The 19,303-nt window shown below is 71.7% G+C and carries 13 protein-coding genes; all 13 read left to right on the top strand.

Going from position 1 to position 19,303, the window contains the following annotated elements; genetic code table 11:
- The first annotated feature begins 57 nt into the window (after window positions 1-57).
- The 13 genes from ACRWK8_RS19805 (at window position 58) to ACRWK8_RS19745 (ending at window position 19,281) form a co-directional block, all read left to right on the top strand.
- Window positions 58-2,874 carry a sigma-70 family RNA polymerase sigma factor gene (locus ACRWK8_RS19805; RefSeq protein WP_431872083.1) on the top strand — a complete coding sequence of 939 codons (2,817 nt, stop codon included), beginning with the start codon at window positions 58-60 and terminating at the stop codon, window positions 2,872-2,874.
- 210 nt (window positions 2,875-3,084) lie between these two features.
- Window positions 3,085-4,821, top strand: coding sequence for an NYN domain-containing protein (locus ACRWK8_RS19800; RefSeq protein WP_378735831.1), 1,737 nt, complete (start codon window positions 3,085-3,087; stop codon window positions 4,819-4,821).
- 26 nt (window positions 4,822-4,847) lie between these two features.
- The gene (locus ACRWK8_RS19795; RefSeq protein WP_378735833.1) at window positions 4,848-5,417 is read left to right on the top strand and encodes a hypothetical protein; all 570 of its coding nucleotides are present in this window, start codon (window positions 4,848-4,850) and stop codon (window positions 5,415-5,417) included.
- A gap of 772 nt (window positions 5,418-6,189) precedes the next feature.
- Window positions 6,190-8,733 (top strand): ribonucleoside-diphosphate reductase subunit alpha, encoded by a 2,544-nt coding sequence (locus ACRWK8_RS19790; protein WP_378735835.1) that lies wholly within the window; start codon window positions 6,190-6,192, stop codon window positions 8,731-8,733.
- 112 nt (window positions 8,734-8,845) lie between these two features.
- Window positions 8,846-9,928 carry a ribonucleotide-diphosphate reductase subunit beta gene (locus tag ACRWK8_RS19785; RefSeq protein WP_378735837.1) on the top strand — a complete coding sequence of 361 codons (1,083 nt, stop codon included), beginning with the start codon at window positions 8,846-8,848 and terminating at the stop codon, window positions 9,926-9,928.
- 233 nt (window positions 9,929-10,161) lie between these two features.
- Window positions 10,162-10,890 (top strand): FadR/GntR family transcriptional regulator, encoded by a 729-nt coding sequence (locus ACRWK8_RS19780; RefSeq protein ID WP_378735839.1) that lies wholly within the window; start codon window positions 10,162-10,164, stop codon window positions 10,888-10,890.
- Between the two features lie 290 nt (window positions 10,891-11,180).
- On the top strand, window positions 11,181-12,752 hold the full coding sequence (gene putP / locus ACRWK8_RS19775) for a sodium/proline symporter PutP (RefSeq protein ID WP_378735841.1): 1,572 nt from the start codon (window positions 11,181-11,183) through the stop codon (window positions 12,750-12,752).
- 138 nt (window positions 12,753-12,890) lie between these two features.
- Entirely contained in the window at window positions 12,891-13,475 is a 585-nt protein-coding gene (locus ACRWK8_RS19770; protein WP_352388191.1) for a putative glycolipid-binding domain-containing protein, read from the top strand.
- 70 nt (window positions 13,476-13,545) lie between these two features.
- Window positions 13,546-14,376 carry an NAD(+) synthase gene (gene nadE, locus ACRWK8_RS19765; RefSeq protein ID WP_378735844.1) on the top strand — a complete coding sequence of 277 codons (831 nt, stop codon included), beginning with the start codon at window positions 13,546-13,548 and terminating at the stop codon, window positions 14,374-14,376.
- Window positions 14,377-14,736: 360 nt separating this feature from the next.
- Window positions 14,737-16,137: an acyltransferase family protein gene (locus ACRWK8_RS19760; RefSeq protein WP_378735846.1), complete on the top strand. Its 1,401-nt coding sequence runs from the start codon at window positions 14,737-14,739 to the stop codon at window positions 16,135-16,137.
- Window positions 16,138-16,146: 9 nt separating this feature from the next.
- The gene (locus ACRWK8_RS19755) at window positions 16,147-16,989 is read left to right on the top strand and encodes an alpha/beta fold hydrolase (protein WP_378735848.1); all 843 of its coding nucleotides are present in this window, start codon (window positions 16,147-16,149) and stop codon (window positions 16,987-16,989) included.
- Between the two features lie 37 nt (window positions 16,990-17,026).
- On the top strand, window positions 17,027-18,292 hold the full coding sequence (locus ACRWK8_RS19750) for an AGE family epimerase/isomerase (protein ID WP_431872077.1): 1,266 nt from the start codon (window positions 17,027-17,029) through the stop codon (window positions 18,290-18,292).
- Window positions 18,289-19,281, top strand: a complete 993-nt coding sequence (locus tag ACRWK8_RS19745) for a carbohydrate kinase family protein (protein WP_431872075.1) — start codon at window positions 18,289-18,291, stop codon at window positions 19,279-19,281. Before ACRWK8_RS19750 ends, ACRWK8_RS19745 begins: the two co-directional genes overlap by 4 nt.
- Window positions 19,282-19,303: the final 22 nt, after the last annotated feature.

The raw sequence follows: 19,303 nt of genomic DNA, 5'->3' as shown, positions 1-19,303 counted from the left end.
ACCCCGGTTCTGGCTCGCCGGCGGGGGGATACGGGACCACGAGGGAAAGGGCGCTGGGTGGCCGACGCCGACGGAGAGCACACAGAGACACTCATCGGTGACGCGGAGATCATCGAGCGGGTGAAGGCCGGTGACAACGCCGCCTACGGCACCCTCTACGAGCGCCATGCCGGGGCCGCCCGGGGGCTGGCCCGCCAGCTGCTGCGCGGCGAGGCCGAGGTCGAGGACGCGGTGGCCGAGGCGTTCACCAAGGTGCTCAGCGTCATCCAGCGCGGTGGCGGCCCCAGCGACGCCTTTCGCCCCTACCTGCTCACCGCGGTCCGCAACGCCGCCTACGACCGGGGCCGGGGGGACAGACGCCAGGTCGTCACCGACGACATGGAGAGCTACGACTCCGGTGAACCCTTCGTCGACCCGGCGTTGGAGGGCCTCGAACGCTCCCTGATCGCCCGCGCCTTCCTCTCCCTGCCCGAACGCTGGCAGTCCGTGCTCTGGCACACGGAGATCGAGGGGGTCAAGCCCGCGGAGGCGGCCACCATCCTCGGGATGAACGCCAACGGTGTGGCCGCCCTGGCCTACCGCGCGCGCGAGGGGCTGCGCCAGGCCTACCTCCAGATGCACCTGGCGGGCGGGGGAGCGGCGGAGGCCTGCCGTCCCACGTTGGGTCTGCTCGGCGCCTACGTGCGCGGCGGGCTGTCCAAGCGCGACACCACCAAGGTCGACCGGCACATGGACGACTGCGGGGACTGCCGCGAGGTGTACGCGGAGCTCATGGACGTCAACGTCGGCCTGCGCGGGATCGTGCTGCCTCTGGTCGTCGGCTTCGGCGCGACGGGCTACCTCACCGTGACCCCGGGCGGTGTCGCGACCGGAGCCTGGTGGAACCGGATGTCCCGGCGCCAGCAGCAGGTCTCCGCCGGGGCCGCCGCTGCCGCCGGTGTGGCCGTCGCGGTCGCGCTCGCCCTGGTGGGGGGAGAGGCTCCCGTGCCCACCGATCCCCCTCCGGTGGCCGCGCCCCAGGAGGATCCCCCGGCGGCCGGGGCCCCCGCGCCCCCCGCCGACCCCCCCGCGGACGATCCGGACCCGGCCGCGCCGGAGCCCGAACCCGCACCCGAACCGGTTCCCGTCCCCTCGGTGCCCGCCGACGTTCCGGCCGCCCCGGCCCCGGCGCCCCCCGCGCCGAGGCCCCCGGACACCCCGGAGGAGCCCCCGGCGGCTCCGGAGGAACCCGAGGCACCGGAGGAGTCCCAGCCGGAGTTCGCGGCGGGTATCGACCCGGTCGGCGCCCTGGTGCCGGGCGGTGACGGGATCATGGTCCTCGACGTGCTCAACACGGGCGCGGCCACCGCCAGCGACGTGGTCGCCGCCATCACCCTGCCCCCCGGAGTGGAGATGGTCTCCTCCGGCGGCGCGGGGAACGCCGTCCCCATGGCGGCGGGCAATGGTGACTGGGGCTGTTCGGTGGGCAGCGGCGGCGGCGAGTGCGTGCGCCCCGGCATGGCGGAGGGGGAGAGCGGCACCCAGTTCATCGACGTCCGTGTGGCCCCCGACGCCGACGTGGACGTGCCCGCGAGAGTGGTGATCTCCTCGGGCGGGGTCAGATTCGAGGCGGTCGGTGAGCGCGGGGTGACGCCGGACGGTATCGCCGCCCGCTACGCGACCGCCGGGCAGGTACGTACGGAGACGGTGGGAAACGCCCTGCTGACCTGCACCGAGCCCGACCCGCCGGAGGGCGGTCGGCCGTGGCCGTGGTGGGGCTGGCCGGGCCGCGGCTCGGTGGAGCTCCCGGACGAGGCGGGCACGTCGCCGGACGCGCTCCCCGACGCCGACCTGCGCCGCGCGCCCTCGGACGTCACCCCCGGTCTCGGTGAGGGGATCGACGACCTCCTCGGCGGCGGTCCCTCGGCGGAGCCCGACGACGAGGAGGAGGGACGGGACGAGCCCGAGGCCGAGCCCGGTGACGACGGCGCGGAGGAGCCCTCCGAGTCCCCGGAGGCCGTCGAACCCCCCGAGGACGGGTACGCCGAGGAGGAGGACGAAGCGGAGGGGGAAGTGGAGGAAGCCCCCGGCGCCTGCGCGGACGCCCGTCAGCGGACCGGTGACCGGCTCGACAACGACAACTGGGTGATGGCCCCGCTCGACCGCGACTGGGACCCCACGACCACCTCCTCCAGCTCCGCGACCTGGGAACTCCCCGAGGGCGGGTCGGTGCGCTGGGCCGGGCTGTACTTCTCGGCGGCGGGGGAGCCGAGCGCTCCCACCGCACGCGTGAAGGGCCCCGGCATGGTCTCCTACACCACCGTGGCCGCCACCGACACCCGGTTCGCGGACCTGCCGGGCTACCGCGCCTACCAGGCGTTCGCGGACGTCACCGACCTCGTCCGGTCGGGCGGGGGCGGCGAGTGGTGGGTCAGCGACGTCCCGGCTTTGGAGGGCAGGGGCGTCCACGCCGGGTGGAGCCTCGTGGTGGTCCTGGACGACCCGTCGGTGGAGGGCTACCACCAGGCGATGGTGCTGGACGAGACCACGGCGGTCTTCCAGGACCCGGCCGGGGCGCGCTTCCCGGTGTCCGGTCTGCTGCCGGATTCGGTCCGGGCCCGGTTCGACGTGGTGGCCTGGGAGGGCGACGCCGACCTCGCCGGTGACCGCGTCATGGTGGGCGGGGTCCCGGTCGCGCCCTCCGACGGACACGGAAGCGTCGACAACGCGTTCGTGAGCTCCGCGCGCGGGGCGGTGGGTGATCCGATGACGTTCGGGACCGATGTCGTTCGATTCGACGCGGTACTCGGGCGCGAATCGGATATCCGAATCCCGTCCGGTCAGGACGCCGTGGTGGTGGGCGTCGTCGCCCTCACCGCGCCGATGCGCACCTGAGGCCCGTGGCCGGGATGCCCCTTCCGTGGCCCTTCCGGGCCTGGTGGGGCTTCCGGTGGACGGTGCCCGACCCCGAGGGGCCTCCGTTGCGTAGCAGCTTAGTAACGTTCAGTATTCGTCGGTGGCACGCAAAACGAGACAGACTTGGCTAGGCTGTGCCCCGGTCATGGATATGGCCCCAGAGATCGACAGGGAAGGGGGCGGTGTCACGTGGACCGTTGCGCGTTGTTCGTCGACGCGGGATACCTTCTCGCCGACGGTGCGATGGCCGTGCACGGAACCCGTAACCGGGACTCCGTCGCCTGGGACTACTCCGGTCTCGTCCAGTTCCTCAACGAGGTGGCCCGGGACCGGACGGGACTGCCTCTCCTGCGGTGCTACTGGTACGAGGCGATCGCCGACGACCGGCGGGCCCAGGAACAGGACAGCATCGCGGACATCCCCGGCATCAAGTTCCGGGCCGCCCGGATACGGCCGGGGCGGCGCGAGGGCGTGGAGAGCTACGTCCAACGCGACCTCACCACCCTGGCCCGCACCGGTGTCCTTTCCGACGCGGTCCTGGTCAGCGGCGACGAGGACATGGCGCCCGTGGTCGCCGACGTCCAGGACATGGGCGTGCGCGTCACCGTCGTGCACATCTCCGTGGAGGGCAACTGGACCATCTCCCGCGCCCTGCGCCGGGAGAGCGACGACCTCATCGAGATCGGCGCCGGGCACCTGCGTCCCCACGTGAACCTCCTCTCCGGTGGCGGCTCCACACAGGAGACCGCCGCCAAGACGACCACCCCCTTCGCCAACGGGCGCGGCCGGTCGGCCCCCGAGGCCCCGCGCCAGCCCGAGGCCCCGCAGCCGCGTCAGCCCGCGTCGGCCCAGAGCGGATCCGGCCGGGTCGACCCGGTCAACGCCTCCACCGGCGGCCTCGAAGCGATGTTCGCGGGCACCGGCGGACAACCCGTGCCCCAGGGCAGCGCCATGGACCAGCTGCGTGCGATGCGCCGATCGATAGCGCAACAGCGCGGCGTCGACCACCTGGCCGGACCCGGTGCGGAGGGCGCCTCCTCCGGCGCCATCGACGCGAACGGCTTCCCGTCCGGCGGGCAGGCCCCGCCCGGAGTGAACGGCAACGGCTCCTACCCCGGTGCCACCGGGGCGCACCCCGGCCCCAGCGCCCACGCGGCGCAGAACGGACACGGTGCCAACGGCCAGGGCGGATACCCGCCCTCCGGGACCGGCGGACACCAGTCCATGCGCGGGGCCGAGCAGGGCGGGTACGGACTCCAGGGCAGACCGGGGCACCCGCAGGGGCACACGCTGCCCGGCGCCCAGCCCGCCTTCACGAACGGGACCGGGCCCCAGCCGTCCTTCAACGGGACGGGGCCGCAGCGGTCCTTCGACGCGGGAACCGGCCCCCAGGCCTCGTTCGCGGACCTCCAGCAGGGGCCACCGCAGAGAAACTCACCCCCGCCCGGCCCGGACCTGAGGTTCGGACCCGGTGAGGATCCAGGCTTCGGAGGTGGGGCGGACGCAAACCCTACCTATGGGACCAGTACGGCAACTGACACCGCACGTCGCGGTGGCGCCGCCCCCGGTTTCGGGGAACGGCGACCTACTGGTCCCGAGTACGACACCCGGTTCGGCACTCCTGGATACCAGGAATCCAACCCTAGTCCTGGATATACCCAACAGACGGGCTCCGGCGCGCATACCGTTGATGACGCGGTGCATGTCGCGCACAAGGAAGGGAACGACTTCGCGGAGTCGATCGCACGTGAGGCGCCCGCCCTGTGGGTGGAGGCGGTCCTGGCCCGTAGGCCGAGGATGCCCTCCGACCTTGAGGCGAGGCTGCTTCAGGGGTCCTCACTCCCGATCGACCACCTGTTGCGCGACGAGGTCCGTGACGGACTGCGCCAGGGGTTCTGGCAGGCACTGGAGCGTGCCAGGCCCTGACCGGCGCGCGCGAGTGCGAGTAGGGGATGGGGGCGATGCGGTTGACCCAGGTGACGACGGCAGATCTCGACCGGTTGGAGTTCCACGCCGTCCGGTCGGGTGAGCACGGCCGGATCGCCGCCCAGCTGCTCGACCTGGCCAACCGGGTCGACGCCGGAAGCGAGGTGACCCGGGCGGAGCTGTTCGTGCGCGCCGGGGAGCAGTGGGAGATCGCCCAGGAGTTCGAGCGGGCCTGCGCCGCCTACCAGCGCGCCATGGACGACGGCGGACCGACCGTGGTCGACGCGCACGCCCTGAGCGCCGGGGCACTGCTCCAGCTGGACGAGCGCGGTCTCGCCTACGAGCACCTGAAGCGGCTGGAGAGCGGGGGTCAGCCGGGGCTCCAGACGCACATCCACGTGGCCGAGGTCCTCTACGCCCACGACGACCTGGAGGGCGCGGAGCGCTGGGCCACCTCGGGCGCCCGCTGGTTCTCGAACCGGAACCTGTCCGCCTACGCCCGGGACCTGTTCGACGAGCTCCTGCGCATCCGGTTCCGGATCCGGACCGACCTCGGCCTGGCCGAGGACGACCTGGACCTGCTCCTGGACTTCTGACCCGGGCGGCGCGGGTCGAGCCCCGCGCGCGCCCAGCCGGGCACCCGGCGCGCCGACGGGCCGCCGACACCCCCGGGAAGTGAGCTTTCTGACGCGCCCCGATCCGGCGCGGGCCGGGGGCGTGATCGGCCGCATCCGGACGCCCAGGGTCCGTTTCCCGCAGCCACGCCCACCAGGTACGCCAGGTTCGGTCGTCAACCCGGCGTTGCGCGATCCCTTTTCCGGGGTGCCGTACGGCCCTGTGGCCGATCTCCGGGAGTCGGGCGGACACGTCCGCCCCGCCGACGTCCTAGGCTGGGTCCGACCCCCCACGAAGGCCCGCGAGCCCGGCCGGAGACGCCCTCTCACAGGGCGCCCGTGGGGCACTCATACCACGCTCCAGGCGTGTGTTCGACATTCGTCGAAGAATCCGAGAAATCCGCGACACGCCATCATCTTGGGGTGTTCCAAGGTGGCGCCCCCTAGATGTAGTATCGGGACCCGTTGGTGGTTCACCGGGGTTCCCGCCCTGGTGAAGCAGACGGGAACGACGACCGCCACGCGCGACGAGGCCCGATCGGCTTCGGGCGCGGAGGACGAGTAGGTCACCCGCGGGTCCCCGGACCCGCCACCGACACGCAGACGAAGGGGCTTCGAGGGGAGTCGCCGCGACCCGCCGGTCGCGGGTCCATCCGCATCCGGTGCGGTGGGCCGCCGGTGCGAGCCGCGCGTCTGCTACTCGTGAACCCCGTTCCCCGCCGGGACTCTTCTTTACCGAGGTTGGAGCCGCTGTATGACCCTTGACGTCGAGGCCGTGCCCGCATCCGTTCGGCCCGCGCCGACCAACGGCGGTGGCGCCCCCGCCGCCGTCGACCGGATCGAGCACGTCGTTACCGAGGCCTGTGCGCGGCTCACCGGTGTTTCGGCGGCCAAGGTCCTCACCGAGGCGCGTCGGGGCTTCTACCCCGGTATCGCGGACTCCGAGGTCGAGCTCGCCCTGGTCATGGCCGCCCGCAGCTACGTGGAGGTCGACCCGAACTACTCGTACGTGGCCGCCCGCCTGCTGCTCGACAAGCTCCGCACCGAGGCCCTCAGCTTCGTCAGCGGCGCCCCCGAGACCGCCGGTCAGTCCGACATGGACGACCGCTACGCCACCTACCTGGCCGCCTACGTCGGTCGCGGCATCGACCTCGGTCAGCTCGACCCGGCCCTGGCCCAGTTCGACCTGGAGCGCCTGGGCAAGGCCCTGCACGCCGACCGCGACGAGCAGTTCACCTTCCTCGGTCTCCAGACCCTGTACGACCGCTACTTCCTGCACAGCGACGAGGTCCGCTATGAGCTCCCGCAGGCGTTCTTCATGCGCGTCGCGATGGGCCTGGCGCTCAACGAGGACGACCGCGAGGCCCGCGCCATCGAGTTCTACGAGCTGCTGAGCTCGTTCGACTTCATGGCCTCCACGCCCACCCTGTTCAACTCGGGCACGGTCCGCGCGCAGCTGTCCTCCTGCTTCCTCACCACGGTCGGCGACGACCTGCACGACATCTTCCACGGCATCAGCAACAACGCGATGCTGTCCAAGTACTCGGGCGGCCTGGGCAACGACTGGACCCCGGTCCGCGGCCTCGGCTCCCACATCAAGGGCACCAACGGCAAGAGCCAGGGCGTCGTCCCGTTCCTGAAGATCGCCAACGACACCGCGGTGGCGGTCAACCAGGGCGGCAAGCGCAAGGGCGCGGTCTGCGCCTACCTGGAGACCTGGCACATCGACATCGAGGAGTTCCTCGACCTCCGCAAGAACACCGGTGACGAGCGCCGCCGCACGCACGACATGAACACCGCGAACTGGGTTCCGGACCTGTTCATGAAGCGCGTGGAGGAGCAGGGCACCTGGACCCTGTTCTCCCCGGACGAGGTCCCCGACCTGCACGACAAGTACGGCACGGACTTCGTCGAGGCCTACGAGAAGTACGAGGCCGAGGCCGAGGCCGGGCGCATCAAGGTCTCCAAGAAGATGCCCGCCGTGGACCTGTGGCGCCGCATGCTCACCATGCTGTTCGAGACCGGCCACCCGTGGATCACCTTCAAGGACCCGTCGAACCTGCGTTCGCCGCAGCAGCACAACGGCGTGGTGCACTCCTCCAACCTGTGCACCGAGATCACGCTGAACACCAGCAAGGACGAGGTCGCGGTCTGCAACCTCGGCTCGGTGAACCTGCCGCAGCACGTCGGCCCGAACGGCATCGACGTCGAGCGCCTGCGCCGCACCGTCCGCACCGCCGTGCGCATGCTCGACAACGTCATCGACGTGAACTTCTACACGATCCCCGAGGCGCGCCGCGCGAACATGCGCCACCGCCCGGTCGGCCTGGGCCTCATGGGCTTCCAGGACGCCCTGTTCAAGATCCGCACGCCGTTCGCCTCCGAGGGCGCGGTCACCTTCGCGGACGAGAGCATGGAGCTGATCAGCTACTACGCCATCGAGGCGTCCATGGAGCTGGCCAAGGAGCGCGGCGCGTACGAGAGCTTCGAGGGCTCGCTGTGGAGCCAGGGCGTTCTGCCCATCGACTCCCTGCGCCTGCTCGCGGACTCCCGTGGCGGCGACCTCGACATGGACCGCGGCGAGACCCTGGACTGGGACTCCCTGCGTGAGCGCGTGAAGTCCACCGGGATGCGCAACTCCAACGTCATGGCGATCGCGCCCACCGCGACCATCGCCAACATCACCGGCGTCAGCCAGTCGATCGAGCCGGTCTACCGGAACCTGTTCGTCAAGTCGAACATGTCCGGCGACTTCACCGTCGTCAACGACTACCTGGTCCGCGACCTCAAGGAGCGCGGTCTCTGGGACGAGGACATGGTGTCGGCGCTCAAGATGCACGACGGCAGCCTCGGCGACATCGACCGCGTGCCGGACGACCTCAAGGCCCTGTACGCCACGGCGTTCGAGGTCGACCCCAACTGGCTGGTGGACGCCGGTTCGCGCCGTCAGAAGTGGATCGACCAGGCCCAGTCGCTCAACCTGTACATGGGCGCCCCCAGCGGGAAGAAGCTGGACGCCCTGTACCGTCGCGCCTGGCGCTCCGGTCTCAAGACCACCTACTACCTGCGTTCGCAGAGCGCCACCCACGTGGAGAAGAGCACGCTCAAGGGCACGGACGGCCGCCTCAACGCGGTCGCCTCCACCCCGGCCGCCCCCGTGGCGGCCCCGGCTCCCAGCCCCGCCGTGAGCCCGGCTCCGGTGGCCGAGCCGGTGGCGCCCGAGCCCGAGGACGAGTTCGAGATCGTCGACGGCCAGGCGTGCAGCATCGAGGACCCCGAGTGCGAGGCCTGCCAGTAACGAGGTGTCCCGGGGCGCCCGCGACATCCGCGGGCGCCCCCGCCTCCCTCGTGGCTCCCCTCCACTCCCCGCAGACGACCCCGGCCCGACCGGAGAACGGACAAGTTCGAGCATGACCGCGGTTTCCGAGAACAGCGCAGCGGCCACCAGCGGCCTCGGCGAGATCGAGCGCGACGCCGAGCGCGTCAACGTCGACGACAAGTCGATGATCAACGCCCGCGCCGACGTCAACCAGCTGCTGCCCCTCAAGTACACGTGGGCGTGGGAGAAGTACCTTTCCGGGTGCAACAACCACTGGATGCCCACCGAGGTGGCGATGCAGGCCGACATCGCGCTGTGGAAGTCCAAGGACGGGCTCACCGAGGACGAGCGCCTGATGCTCAAGCGCAACCTCGGCTTCTTCGCCACGGCGGAGTCCCTGGTGGCCAACAACATCGTCCTGGCCGTGTACCGTCAGCTCACCAACCCGGAGTGCCGCCAGTACCTGCTGCGCCAGGCCTTCGAGGAGGCGGTGCACACGCACACCTTCCAGTACATCTGCGAGAGCCTCGGCCTGGACGAGGGCGAGCTCTTCAACATGTACCGCGAGGTCCCCTCGATCACCGCGAAGGACGCCTGGGCGCTCAAGTACACCCAGAACCTGGAGAACCCGGAGTTCCGCACCGGAACGCCCGAGTCCGACCAGGCCTTCCTGCGTGACCTGGTCGCGTTCTACGTGATCTTCGAGGGCATGTGGTTCTACACCGGCTTCGCGCAGATCCTCTCGCTGGGCCGCCGCAACAAGATGGTCGGCATCGCGGAGCAGTACCAGTACATCCTGCGCGACGAGTCGATCCACCTGAACTTCGGCATCGACGTGATCAACCAGATCAAGATCGAGAACCCGCACCTGTGGACCGAGGAGTTCCAGGCCGAGGTCCGGCAGATGCTCACGGACGCCTGCGAGCTGGAGGTGGCCTACGGCCGCGAGACCATGCCGCGCGGCGTGCTGGGCCTCAACTCCGAGCTGTGCGAGAAGTACATGCACTTCATCACCGACCGCCGCGCCGAGCAGATCGGCCTCGCCCCCATCTTCGGTGAGACCGAGAACCCGTTCCCGTGGATGTCGGAGATGATGGACCTCCAGAAGGAGAAGAACTTCTTCGAGACCCGAGTGATCGAGTACCAGACGGGTGGCGGCCTGGACTGGGACTAGGTCCTTCCTGGGAGAACACGAGTGTCTCCCCTCCCCACGGCCCGGGGCGGGCGCGCGCCCCGGGCCGTTCGTGTGTCTCAAGGGCCCGCCATTCCTGGAATCCGTGTTTCCTTTCCTCCACGGAATCATGGTGTTCGTATGATCCGTTCCTCCCAGACGGATACGGGCAGGCCGATAAGGTGATGATCGGCCTTTTCCGGGTGAGAGTGCCGAACGCGCCCTAAGCTGGCCGAGTGATCCCCTCCTGCGATCCCGCTGCCGAAGCGGTCTTCCGTCGCGTCCGGGCCGACAACGACCTGGAGGTCACCGTCGAGCGCCTGCTGTGCGCCATCAGACTCGGCGTCGTCCCGGAGGGCGGCCGCTTCCCGGCCGAGCGCGACCTCTCCGCCCGCCTCGGCGTCAGCCGTGTCACCCTGCGCGAGGCGATCCAGCTCCTCCGGCGGCGGGGGCACGTCGAGTCCCGGCGCGGACGCGGTGGCGGGACCTTCGTCGCGGTGCCGCCTCCGAGGCCCACCCCGGACGAGGCGCGGCGCGGCCTCGGCGCGGCCGGCACCGCGCTGGACGACCTGCTCGCCTTCCGGCGCACCCTGGAGACGGGCGCCGTGGTCCGGCTGGCCGAGACCGGCCTCACCACGGACCAGCACGACCTCCTGGACCGGCGGGTGGGCGTGGCCGCCGACGCCGGACCCGCCGACTACCGGCGCTGCGACACCGTCTTCCACATCACCCTGGCCCAGCTGACCGGATCGGAACGGACGGTCGCCGCGGTCACGGACACCCGGATGCGGATCAACCAGCTGATGGACGTGGCGCCGCTGACGGAGGCGGCGCTGGCGGCCAGCGACGGGGAGCACCGCCGGATCGTCCGCGCGGTGCGGGCGCGCGACCCCGAGGCGGCGCGGCTGGCCCTGGGCGCGCACCTGGCCGGGGTGGAGCGCCGGTTGCGGGAGCTGCTCGGCTGAGTTCCCCGGGGCTCGGGGGCCCGGGTTCCCGAGCACCGAGCGGTGTCCCGCCATGTGGGACGACCGCGCGGCCACGCGGCGTGCGTATGTCCGATCAGACAAACGGGGCTTACCGGAAATGGCCAGGCGAACAATTCTGCCTGGTCAAGAACTCGACCAGGTCTCGACCGGGTGTTGTTTCGCACACAGGGCATTGTGGTCTGGGCTACCAACCGTGATGATCGGCCTGTTCTTCGCAAACAACGCTTAGCGGCCCACTGTCGCCGTTCTTCTGGGAAAGGAGGAGACGGTTGAATCCCGACTCCTTGGTCGGACCGATCGTGACCTTCGTGATCTATCTCGGCCTCATGGTCGCGATGGCTGTGTACTTCTACAGCCGCACGCAGTCACAGTCCGACTTCGTCCTGGGCGGCCGCAAACTGGGCAGTCTGGTCACCGCCCTGAGCGCCAACGCCAGCGACTTCAGCGGTTGGCTCCTGATGGGCCTGCCCGGGGCCATCTACATGTCCGGCCTCGGTGAGGCCTGGATCGCGGTCGGTCTGGCCTCCGGCTTCCTCGGCAGCTGGATCCTGCTCGCACCGCGTCTGCGGGTGTACACCGAACGCGTCACCGACGCCCGGAACGGCGGCGAGTCCGACTCGCTCACCCTCTCCTCCTTCCTGGAGAACCGGTTCAACGACCGCACCCGTCTCCTGCGCGGGGTCTCGGCGGTCCTGATCATCGTCTTCTACTTCTTCTACGTCGCCTCCGGCATGACGGCGATGATGTCGCTGTTCGACCAGGTCTTCGGGCTCAACCCGGTGCTGGCCGTGCTCATCGGGCTCGGCATCGTGGTCGCCTACACCGTCATCGGCGGCTACCTCGCCGTCTCGGTCACCGACGTCGTGCAGGCCATGATGATGTGGCTGGCCCTGCTCATCGTGCCCGTGGTCGCGATCAGCTTCCTGGGCGGCCTCGGCGAGGTCGTCGACGGAGTCAACGCCCGGGGCGACAACCTCATGTCGGCCTTCGGCGGCTCCTCCCTCGCCGACGGCGCCTGGGTGTCCGCCGAGACGCTGGGCTGGGTGGTCATCGTGTCCGGTCTGGCGTGGGGCTTCGGCTACTTCGGCCAGCCGCACATCCTCTCCCGCTACATGGGCATCCGCTCCCTCCGGGACATCCCCAAGGCAGCGGCCATCAGCGTGTCCTGGGCGGTCACCGCCATGGGGCTGGCGCTGCTCGTCGGCTTCGTCGGTATCGCCTACTTCGAGACCCCCCTGGACGACCCCGAACAGGTCTTCCCCCGCCTGATCGACGCCCTGATGAACCCGTGGGTCGCGGGCTTCCTCCTCGCCGCCATCCTCGCGGCGGTCATGAGCACCGCGGACTCCCAGCTCCTGGTGGCCTCCTCCGCCATCACCGAGGACGTCTACCGCGCCTACATCAACAAGGACGCCAGTCCCAAGCTGCTCATGTGGCTCAGCCGTCTGGCCGTCGTGGTCGTGGCCGTGGTCGCCGCCCTGGTCGCCCTCTACGGAGACCAGTCCGTCATGGGTCTGGTCGGCTACGCCTGGGCGGGCTTCGGGGCGGGCTTCGGCCCGGTCCTGCTCTTCGCCGTCTTCTGGCGCAGGATGACCTGGGCGGGCGCCCTGGCCGGCATGGTCGCGGGCGCGACCACCGCCATCGTCTGGGACTTCGTCGACGAGGCCTTCCTCGGCGTCGGTCTGTACGCCATGGTGCCGGCCATCGCCCTGAGCGTGCTGTGCATCTTCGCCTTCAACGGCCTCGGCCGGGTCAGCCCGCAGATGGAGGCGGACTTCGACCGCGTGCAGGACGAGGTCAGGGCCGGCGGCAGGGACGAGGAGCCCCAGCCCGTCGCCTGACGTCCGTCCGCCGGGGCCCGTGGTTCGACCGCAGTGAATCACGGGCCCCGTAACGAACGGCTTCCGTGCCCGTGTCACGTTCGGCACGGGCACGCTCGCGCTCTGGCGCCGCACCGTCCAGAACGGTAGAACGGTGACATGTCGTCACTGACGGAACACCCGGCCGCGTGGACCCGCACCGACGTCCCCCAGGGGTTGGGACTCGGCACGGTCCTGCCCGAGCCCGACGGCCACCGGCTGGAGGCCGGGGAGACCGTGGTGGAGGGGGCGGAGCGCTTCTTCACGCGCTTCACCGTCCGCACGGACCTGGCCTGGACGACCCGCGAGGTCCGCGCCGAGGTGCTCTCGACCTCCGGGCCGAGGTCGGTCACACTCCGGGCCCAGGACGGCCACTGGACCGACGCGGACGGCCGCCCCCTCCCCGAGCTGGTGGGCTGCCTGGACGCCGACGTCGCCGCCACCCCGCTCACCAACACGCTCCCCATCCGCCGTCTCGGGCTGCGTCCCGGAGAACACCGGGACATCGCGGTCGCGTGGATCGACATCCCCTGCCTGCGGGTCCGCCGTGTCCGCCAGCGCTACACCCGGCACCCGGCCGAGGACGGTCTGGAGCGCTACACCTACCGCGACCCCCTGCACGGCGAGTACTCGTTGTCCGTGGACGGCGACGGCGTCGTGGTGGACTACGAGCGGTTCGCCCGCCGCCTGCGCGCGGACCGCTGACCGACGTGGTGAAGCGCTCCCCGGCAAGGGTGATAATCGGTGGACCACGCACCACATCCAGGGAGCGCACGTGACCGAGACCGAGCTGAGCGAGCAGCGCCGCGAGATCATCCGCGAACTCGAAGTCCCCGAGCACTTCGACGTCCACGCCGAGATCGAGCGCAGAGTGGCCTTCCTCACGGAGAGACTCACCACGAACGGGTCCCGCGCGCTGGTCCTGGGGATCAGCGGTGGCGTGGACTCGCTCACCGCCGGGCGCCTGTGCCGACTGGCCGTCGACCGGGCCCGCGAGTCCGGCCACGAGGCCGAGTACGTGGCCGTGCGCCTGCCCTACGGGACGCAGGCGGACGAGGCGGACGCCGCCCGCGCCGTGGAGTTCGGCGCCCCCGACCAGTGCCTGACCGTGGACGTGCGACCGGCCACGGACGCCATGGCCGCCTCCCTCACCGAGGCCGGCGTGACCCACGAGCACGCCTTCGCGGAGGACTTCGTGGTCGGCAACGTCAAGGCCCGCCAGCGGATGATCGCCCAGTACGCGATCGCGGGCGCCGCGCGCGGCCTGGTGGTCGGCACCGACCACGCGGCCGAGGCGGTCACCGGCTTCTTCACCAAGTACGGCGACGGCGGGGTCGACCTCGTGCCGCTGGCCGGACTGACCAAGCGCCGGGTGCGCGCTGTCGCCGCCGAACTCGGCGCTCCCGGGGACCTGGTGAACAAGGTGCCGACGGCCGACCTGGAGACGCTCACCCCGCAGAAGCCCGACGAGGAGGCGCTGGGGCTGACCTACGATCAGATTGACGACTTCCTCGAGGGCCTTCCGGTCCCCGACGAGGTGACCCGCACCCTCGTGGACCGCTACGGTGTGACCGCCCACAAGCGCGCCGTCCCCACCGCTCCCTGATCCCCTCGGTCCCACCGGCACCACCTGCCCGGGCCCGTCAGTGTCTCCGGTCCGCGAACCCCCGCGCCCTCGGCGTTCCCAACGGGACGGTAGTGCTGGCACCACCCCTCGTGGGTGGGCTGGCCGTGGGGGAGAGAGGGTACCCAGCGCCCTCGCGGCGCCCGGCGACCCGAACCTAGGGTCGTTACCAGCGACGCGTCACCACTGCCGTCATCAGTGTCGGCGGGCGCCCGTGATCAGGGCCCCGCATCGGGACGTGTCGGACCCCCCACAGGTCAGCACAGCCCGGTCAGCACGACCAGGCACCTCCGCGTGCCCGGCCGCCCCCGGACCCCGGGAAAGACCAAGGAGCGACAACCCATGACCGTGATCGCCGAACCCGCGAACGCGGGCGGGGACCGGCCTCAGGCCTCCGCCGCAGCACCGGTGGTGGCCGTGCCCCGACCACGGGGACGTGATCGCTTCCTCGACGCCCTGCGCCTGTTCGTCATGGCCCTGGTGGTCCTCCAGCACTGGTGGCTGCCGGTGCTGACCGTGCAGTCCGAGGGCGACCTCGCGGCGACCAGCGTCCTGAGCACCCCGGGCGGGTTCGCGCTCACCTGGGTCTCCCAGGTCATGCCGCTGATCTTCTTCGTGGGCGGGGCGGCCAACATGATCAGCTGGCGCTCGGCCCAGGGCCGGGGCGAGATCGCGTCGGTCTGGTGGGCCAAGCGGCTCAGACGGCTGGCCTGGCCCGTGGTGCCCCTCGCGGTGGTGTGGATCCTCGCCTCGCACCTGGCGGTCCTGGGCGGAGCCCAGCAGCAGCCGGTACTGGTCGGCGCGGGCGCGGCGGGCATGGTGCTGTGGTTCCTGGCCGTGTACGTGCTGGTGGTGGTGGCCACCCCGATCCTGGTGGCCGCCCAGGACAGGTTCGGCTGGTGGGTCCCGGCGGCGCTGCTCGCCGGTGCCATGGTCGTGGACCTGAGCCGGTTCGGCTTCGGGGTGGAGGCCTTCGGCTTCCTGAACGTGGCCTTCGTCTGGTTGGCCGTCCACCAGCTGGGGTTCCGGTACGCGAGCGGTGCGATCCGCCGCCCCCACGCGGCATGGATGGCCGCCGTCGGCGCCGTCACGGTCGTCGTCCTGGTCAACGTGGGTCCGTACTCGTTCAACATGACCGGTGTGTTCGCCGCCGAGACCTCGAACGTCTCCCCGCCGACCCTGGTGCTGGCGGCGCTGGGCGCCGTGCAGGTCGGCGTCGCGATGCTCCTGCGGGACCGGATCTCCGCGTGGACGGACCGGCCCGGTCCGGCGCGGATGCTGGACCGTGTCTCCCCGCAGCTGATGACGGTGTACCTGTGGCACATGCTGCCGATCTCGGTGGTGGCCGGGGTCCTCGTGTACGGCCTGGGCATCAACACCCCCGACCCGATGACCGGGCTGTGGCTGCTGTGGGGCGTGCTCGGCGTGGCGGTCCTGGTGCCGATGATCCTGCCCCTGGCCCACTGGGCGGTGCGGTTCGAGGAGCCGCCGAAGGTCCTGCGCGGCGACCCCGGACTGATCCGTGTGCTGGCCGCCGCCGCGCTGATCGGCGGCGGGCTGCTGGTCCTGACCGTGGCCGGTCTGGGCTTCGGCCTGGCACCGGTCCTGGGTCTGGTGGCCGTGGTGTCGGGCCTGCTGCTCACCGCCGCGCCGCGTCCGCGCGCCGCCGGTGAGCCGACCCGGGCACAGCTTCTGCCCAGTTTCCTGGTTCGTCCCGGTGGTCGTCACGGGTACCTCGGGTAGACCCATGGGATGAACCCCAGACGCATCGCCTTCGACCGGCACGGGAGCGGTCGCCCCGTGGTCCTGCTGCACGGACTCGGCGACCGACGGCAGAGCTGGGAGGCGGTGGCGCCCCGGTTGGCCGCCGACTACGAGGTGGTCAGCGTGGACCTGCCGGGGTTCGGGGAGTCCCCGGCGCCGGGGCGGGACGAACCCTACGACGTGCACAGCATGGTGCGGGTGATCCGGGAGTTCTGCGAACTACACGGGCTGGAGCGCCCCCACCTGGCGGGCAACTCGCTGGGCGGTTCGATCGCCCTCGAACTGGGGGTCCAGGGGGTGGCCGGCTCGGTGACGGTGTTCTCCCCGGCCGGGTTCTCCGACCGCCTCGCCCGCTGGGGCATGCGCACGGTCGGTGTGGTGGCCAACCTGGCCACCCACCTGCCCATGCCGCTCAAGGAACGGCTCGCGGACACCCCGCCCGCGCGGGCCGCGGCACGCATCGCGCTGCGCGGCGACCCCTCCTCCCCGGAGGCCAAGGCGACCCGGTTCGGTATCCAGGGGCTCACCCCGGGAGCGCCGTACGTGCGTATGGTGCCGAGGATCGCGGACTACGACTTCACCTCCCGGCCGATCTCCTGCCCGGTCACCATCGCCTGGGGTGACCGGGACCGAACCCTGCTGCCCTCCAGCGCGGAGCACGCCCACCAGCGGGTGCCCAACGCGCGCATGGTGTCGCTGCTGGGGGTCGGACACATCCCGATGGCGGACGACCCCCTCAGCGTCGCGGAGCACATCCGCTGGACGTGCAGCGCCGCGGACCGGGCCCGGGGGGCGAGCGGAACCCTTCACGGGAAGCACGGCCCGGGATAGCGTTACGCGCGGAACAACTCCCTGAGGAGGCACTGGTTTGACCACTTCGACACACCCTGCCCCGGGCTCCCCCTTGTGGTTGGCGGCGGAGGAACGGCGGTTGGTCGACTTCGCCGCCGGTGCGGCCGTCCCCGACGGGTTCGGCTGGCTGGACGCCAAGGGCGGCGTGGAGCCCGACCGTCCGACCGAGACCTGGATCACCGCTCGGATGACGCACGTGTTCTCCCTGGCGCACCTGCGCGGCGACGCGCGCGCGGCGGAGCTGGCCGACCACGGGGTGGCCGCGCTCTCCGGGCCGTTGCGCGACGCCGAACTGGGCGGATGGTTCGACGCGGTGCCGGAGGGCGGGGATCCCACCCGAGCCCGGGAGCGCTCCCAAGCGCTCCCGGACAAGTCCGCCTACCCCCTCTCCTTCGTCGTCCTGGCCGCCTCCTCCGCCACCCTCGCCGCCCGCCCGGGCGCGCGTGAACTGCTGGACGAGGCCCTGGGGGTGTTCGACGCGCGCTTCTGGGAGGAGGAGGCGGACTGCGTCCGGGAGAGCTGGGACGCCGACTGGACCGTCACCGAGCCCTACCGGGGGGCCAACAGCGCCATGCACTGGGTGGAGGCGCTCCTGGCCGCCGCCGACGCCACCGGCGACACCGACTGGACCCGCCGGGCCCTGGCCGTGGCGGAGCGCCTGGTCCACGGAGTGGCCGCCGCCCACGACTGGCGCCTGCCCGAGCACTTCACCCCGGACTGGCGCCCGCTCCCGGACTACAACCGCGACCACCCTGATCACCCCTTCCGCCCCTTCGGCAGCACCACCGGTCACCTCCTGGAGTGGGCCCGCCTGCTCCTGCATCTCGAACTCGCCCTGGAGCGCGCGGGCGAGACCGCCCCCGCGTGGCTGCGCGCCGACGCCGAACACCTCTTCGCCCACGCCGTCCGGCGAGGCTGGGGCGTGGACGGCGCGGAGGGGTTCGCCTACACCCTGGACTGGGAGGACCGCCCGGTCGTGCGCCAGCGCATGCACTGGGTGGTGGCCGAGGCCACCATGGCCGCGTGGGCGCTGGCCGTGCGCACCGTCGACACCGCCTACACCGAGCGGTACGAGCGGTGGTGGGACTACGCCGACCGGTTCCACGTGGACCGCGAGCACGGCAGCTGGCGGCACGAGCTGGACCCCGCGAACCGCCCCGGGGGAGCGGTGTGGTCGGGCAAGCCCGACGTCTACCACGCCTACCAGGCCACCCTGCTGCCGCAGGTCGGGTTCTCGACCTCGATCGCGGCGGCCCTGCGCGGTACGGGAGGAAGCCGGTGACCGAGGAGACCACGGGCCCCGCCGCCGGAACACCCCGGCTGGTGGTGGTCGGGGAGAACGTGATGGACCTGCTGCCGTCCCGGCACGGCCCGGACGTGTTGCGGGCCGCACCCGGCGGCGGACCGGCCAACACGGCGCTGGCCGCGGCCCGGCTGGGCACGCCCACCCGGCTGCTCGCCCGGATCGGCGCCGACGGTTTCGGCGCGGCCATCCGGGAACGCCTTCTGGCCGGGGGGCTGGACCCTGCCGGTCTGGTCGCGGCGGAGGAGCCGTCCGCCCTGGCCCTGGCCACCCTCGGTCAGGACGGGGCGGCCCGGTACGACTTCCGCATGGACGACGCCGCCGACTGGCGTTGGCGTCCCGGTGAGCTCCCCGGAGCCCTGGAACCCGGGGTGCGGGCCCTGCACGCCGCCTCCATCGCCCTGTTCCGCGAACCGGGGGCCACCCGGATCGAGGCGCTGCTGCGGCGCGAGCACGGCCGGGGACAGGTGACGGTCTCCCTCGACCCCAACATCCGCGCGGACGTGGTCGGGGACCCGGCCGAGGCCCGTGCGCTGGCCCTGCGCCACGCGGCCCAGGCCCACGTGGTCAAGGCCAGCGACGAGGACCTGGCCTTCCTCTTCCCGGAGCACACCCCCGAGGGGGCCGCGCACGCCCTGGCCGCCCTCGGTCCGGCGCTGGTCGTGGTCACCCTGGGCGCGGAGGGGGCCTTCGCCCTCTCCCACGGTGTGCTGGCCGCGGTCCCCGCACCGAGGGTGGAGGTGGTGGACACGGTCGGGGCGGGCGACTCCTTCATGGGAGCCCTCCTCCACCGTCTCGACCTGGACGGGAGGCTGGGTGAGCGGCCACGGGGCCGCCTGACCGGGCTGACGGAGGCGGACCTGGCCGACCTGCTGACCTTCGCCGTCACCGCCGCGGCCCACACGGTCACCCGGGTGGGCGCTGATCCTCCCACCGCCGACGACCTGCGGGAACTTCTGGAGGCCTGAGCGTACCGGGGGGGGGGGGGGG

Origin of the sequence: Nocardiopsis eucommiae (assembly GCF_965344335.1) — a bacterium.
GTDB lineage: Bacteria > Actinomycetota > Actinomycetes > Streptosporangiales > Streptosporangiaceae > Nocardiopsis > Nocardiopsis eucommiae.
The sequence above is the reverse complement of the archived record's forward strand: the minus strand, read 5'-3'. Positions and strand labels throughout refer to the sequence as shown.